General features: G+C 60.1%; 4 protein-coding genes and 2 pseudogenes. 1 reads left to right on the top strand and 5 read right to left on the bottom strand.

Annotated elements, in window-relative coordinates:
- The first annotated feature begins 189 nt into the window (after positions 1–189).
- Positions 190–906: an alpha/beta hydrolase gene (locus ABWY06_RS10840; RefSeq protein ID WP_274076897.1), complete on the top strand. Its 717-nt coding sequence runs from the start codon at positions 190–192 to the stop codon at positions 904–906.
- Positions 907–909: 3 nt separating this feature from the next.
- On the opposite strand, the gene ABWY06_RS10835 is transcribed toward ABWY06_RS10840, so the two are convergent.
- From ABWY06_RS10835 to ABWY06_RS10815, 5 genes and pseudogenes are all read right to left on the bottom strand, one after another.
- The gene (locus ABWY06_RS10835) at positions 910–1,482 is read right to left on the bottom strand and encodes a DcrB/PsbP domain-containing protein (RefSeq protein WP_274076898.1); all 573 of its coding nucleotides are present in this window, start codon (positions 1,480–1,482) and stop codon (positions 910–912) included.
- A 100-nt stretch (positions 1,483–1,582) separates the two neighbouring features.
- Positions 1,583–1,851, bottom strand: a pseudogene (locus ABWY06_RS10830) (type II toxin-antitoxin system RelE/ParE family toxin).
- Complete coding sequence (relB, locus tag ABWY06_RS10825; RefSeq protein WP_406592310.1) at positions 1,841–2,017, bottom strand: type II toxin-antitoxin system RelB family antitoxin; 177 nt, start codon at positions 2,015–2,017, stop codon at positions 1,841–1,843. The pseudogene ABWY06_RS10830 and the gene relB overlap by 11 nt, the downstream one beginning before the upstream one ends.
- Positions 2,018–2,090: 73 nt before the next feature.
- Entirely contained in the window at positions 2,091–2,879 is a 789-nt protein-coding gene (locus tag ABWY06_RS10820; protein WP_274076899.1) for a hypothetical protein, read from the bottom strand.
- A 336-nt stretch (positions 2,880–3,215) separates the two neighbouring features.
- Positions 3,216–3,514: pseudogene (locus tag ABWY06_RS10815) on the bottom strand (acetyl-CoA C-acetyltransferase); the annotation flags it as partial.

Below are 3,514 nucleotides of genomic sequence, written 5' to 3'. Positions count from 1 at the left end.
TGCCCGCGTTCCAGGGGGATCGAGGCATGGCAAAATGCCGCGCACAGGGTTCTACGCGAGGTTGTCAGGCGTAAATAAGACCTTTCCTTGTCTGCTGTAGGCTGATTCCGTAATCGGGCCGGTGGTGGGAGTCGCTGGGACGAAGGTGTTAGGCTCTATCCGAATCCTGCGCACGGTGAAGGAAGGTTTATGCTGAAGTTTCTCGCTCTGTTCACGTTGCTGGCATCCGCCACTGTCCACGCTCAATCCCCCCTGCAAACCGATCTGCCGCTCAAGTACCTGGAGCAGGCCAACGCCGATTCCCGCGAGCAGCCGCTGGTGATTTTTCTCCACGGCTACGGCAGTAACGAGCAGGATCTGTTCGGCATCAAGGATGAGTTACCCAGCGCGTACAACTACCTGTCTGTGCGGGCGCCGATGGTGATGCAAGAGGGGAGTTACCAGTGGTTTCGCAAAAAAGGCGAGGGTGCCTACAACGGCGAAACCGATGACCTGAAGTCCAGCGGCCAGTTGTTGCTGGATTTCGTCGTACAGGCGACGAAGAAATATCACACACAACCGGAGAAGGTGTTCCTGGTGGGTTTCAGCCAGGGGGCGATCATGTCCTACGAAGTCGCCCTGCGCCATCCCGAGGCGGTGGGCGGGATAGCCGCGTTGAGCGGGCGGATTCTGCCGGTGCTCAAGTCTGAGTTGAAACCGGATGAAAAACGCCAGTCGCTGGCGATTTTCATCGGCCATGGCACGGCGGACCAGCGTCTTCCCTTCAGCGATGGCACCGAGGCCAACAGCCTGTTGCAGAGCGTGTCACTGGAACCCGAGTTCCACGCTTACCAGGGTGTCGGCCACAGCATCAGTGCCGAAGAATTGCAGGATTTGAGCGCCTGGTTGCAGCGTCGTAACCCCTGAGGCTCATTTGCCGCTGACTATCTGCTTGATCAGGGTTTCGTGGGCAGCCATGTCGCCGGGGCGGGAAATGACCTGAATCACCGTCATGTGGTTGCCCGAAGCCGCCATCAACGTGGTGTTGAGGGTCATGCCACCGCCCTGGGTGGCGGTGCTGTCGACCTGGCGCACGCCCAGGCCTGTTTTCTTCAGGGTCAGGCTTTTTTCGCTGAGCTTGTTGTAGTCCGCCAGGGCCTTGTGTTGCGCCGCGTCGAAGTCGGCCGCCGTGCCGTCGAGGAACTCGCCGTCGTTGTCCTTGACCTTGACCCCTTCGGGCAGGTTGTTCTGCGCGGCGATCACCACGGTCTTGGTGGTTTCGTTGGAATACATGGTGCCGCTCGCACCGGTGGGGCTGGCGGGCAACGGGTTGGCCACGAAACCCTTGGGCAGGGTGAAGGTGAACTTGCCGTCGAGCATCGAGACTTTCTGGCCCTGCACCGTCTCCTTTGCAGGGGCCTTGGCCGCCTGCACATTCAAAGCCCCCAGGCTGGCAGCCGCCGCCAGCAACAGGACAACGGCTTTTTTACTCAACAGTGACATCAAAATCTCCAGGGTTGGTCGCGCGGTGGGGCGTGATCATCCCATGGGGGCTGCGAGATGTTCCAGCATGGGCTAACGGACGGTCGTTGATGCTTCGGAATCAGGGGTATTCCTGCCGGGCATGTAACACACTCAGGATCTGGATTTGATCCGTCACTTGATAGACCACCAGGTAATTGGGATGCACAACAATTTCTCGTGTACCGGGAAGTCGGCCACATCGATAGAGGTAGGGATATTCAGGGAGGGCTGATGTAACCGTTTCTATAGCCTGATGGAGCTCCAGAGCCGCTACGAGGTTATGGTCGCCAAGATAATTCAGGATTTTCGATAGATCGGACCGTCCTCCGGATGCCACTCAACCCGCATCGCGCTGGTTGCGCTTTGACTGCAGGAGGGCGCGCATTTCGGCCATCACTTGATCATGCGGGATGTTTGGGCGCGGATCATCCAGGGCTGCCTGTACCTTGGCTCGGAACCAGCGGTTGTCTGGATGAAGTACATCCCTTCCAATGGCGCCGGGTGTTGACTTCATCGATAAATCGTAACCACTTGACGTCTGACGGCCAACCGGAAAAACATGTAGGAAATAGGCTCGATTTCTTGCGCTACTCGTTCGAAATAGTTGAACGTGTTGCCTGGGGCGCGGGTTTTGCCAGCAACCGCCGGGTGACGCCGAGCATGGCCACCGAGACGGCGACGCCAACGCCGAAGCCCATCAGGCCCAGGCTGGGCACGGTCAGGGTCACGACCAGGCAAAAGGCCGAAAATGAATACATCCCGGTGGCCGTCGCCCGCAGCAACGCCGCGGTAAACGCCGGGCCCCGGGTTTGCTGGGAGAACACCGCCATCACGCTACCGAGGACCGGGAACACGGCGAGCAGGCCGCTCCAGCGATCGCCGACGGTGCTGGCGAGCCAAGTGACGGCGAGGGTCAGCAAGGCGCCGGCGACCATACGCAGCAGCAGTTTGTCGGACTTTGGCGCCGGGCCTGAAACGATGGGCTGCACAGCCGGGAACAGGTACGGCGCGGCCAGCAGTGCGATGGCGGCGGCGATCACCGAGATCGGCAGCGACGGCGGGAGCAAGGACAGGATCACGGCGAGCAGGGCCCAGACCAGCAACGAGATCGTCAGTGCCAGTGGCCATTTTGCCCGTTGCGCGACCTGGGCATAGGTCACGCAGAAGGCAATCATGGCGAACATCGCCGACAGCGCGGCCATGGCCGATTGGGCGGCGAATGCCTGGCCCTGTTCGATGGCGAGGAAAAACAGAATCGGCCCGACCACCACCGGCAACCCCGACAACCATCCCGCCACGCTTGGCCCCCAGCGTTTGCCGGCCAGGGAAATAAGCAGCAGAAAGCCTGGAATCACCAGCAGTTTAAGCATCAACACGCGCACTTCTCCGTCCTGTGAGTGGCAGCAACGGTAGCATTTTGCGGGATGATTTGCTCTATAGATGGGCGGGTTTTGTATACAAAACCCGGCATTCGATGCGAGGCGCCAATGAGGGCGACATATACCTTGTAGGAGCGAGCTTGCTCGCGAAGGTCGTCAACGATTACGTGGAAGTTCTGACACCCCGCAGCGTTTTCAGATTTTTTCGCGAGCAAGCTCGCTCCTACAGGGACCAAAAAAAAGAACCCGGTACGACGTGAATCGTACCGGGTGTTTTGCCAGGCGGGCGCGGATCTTCGTGGGTCCCCGCGCCGTCTGTTAAACGCTGTTGGCTTAAGCGCGTTCGAGCGCCAATGCCACGCCCTGACCACCACCGATGCACAGGGTGGCGAGGCCTTTTTTGGCGTCGCGCTTGATCATTTCATGCAGCAGGGTCACCAGCACGCGGCAGCCCGAGGCACCGATCGGGTGGCCGAGGGCGATGGCGCCGCCGTTGACATTGACCTTGTCCAGGTCCCATTCCAGGTCCTTGGCCACGGCCAGCGATTGTGCGGCGAAAGCTTCGTTGGCTTCGATCAGGTCAAGCTGGTCGATGGACCAGCCGGCCTTGTCCAGGCAGCGGCGAGTAGCCG

The organism is Pseudomonas sp. (assembly GCF_040514055.1).
Classification (GTDB): Bacteria; Pseudomonadota; Gammaproteobacteria; order Pseudomonadales; family Pseudomonadaceae; genus Aquipseudomonas.
Note: the sequence above shows the minus strand (reverse complement) of the source record. Positions and strands in the feature narration are given on the sequence as shown.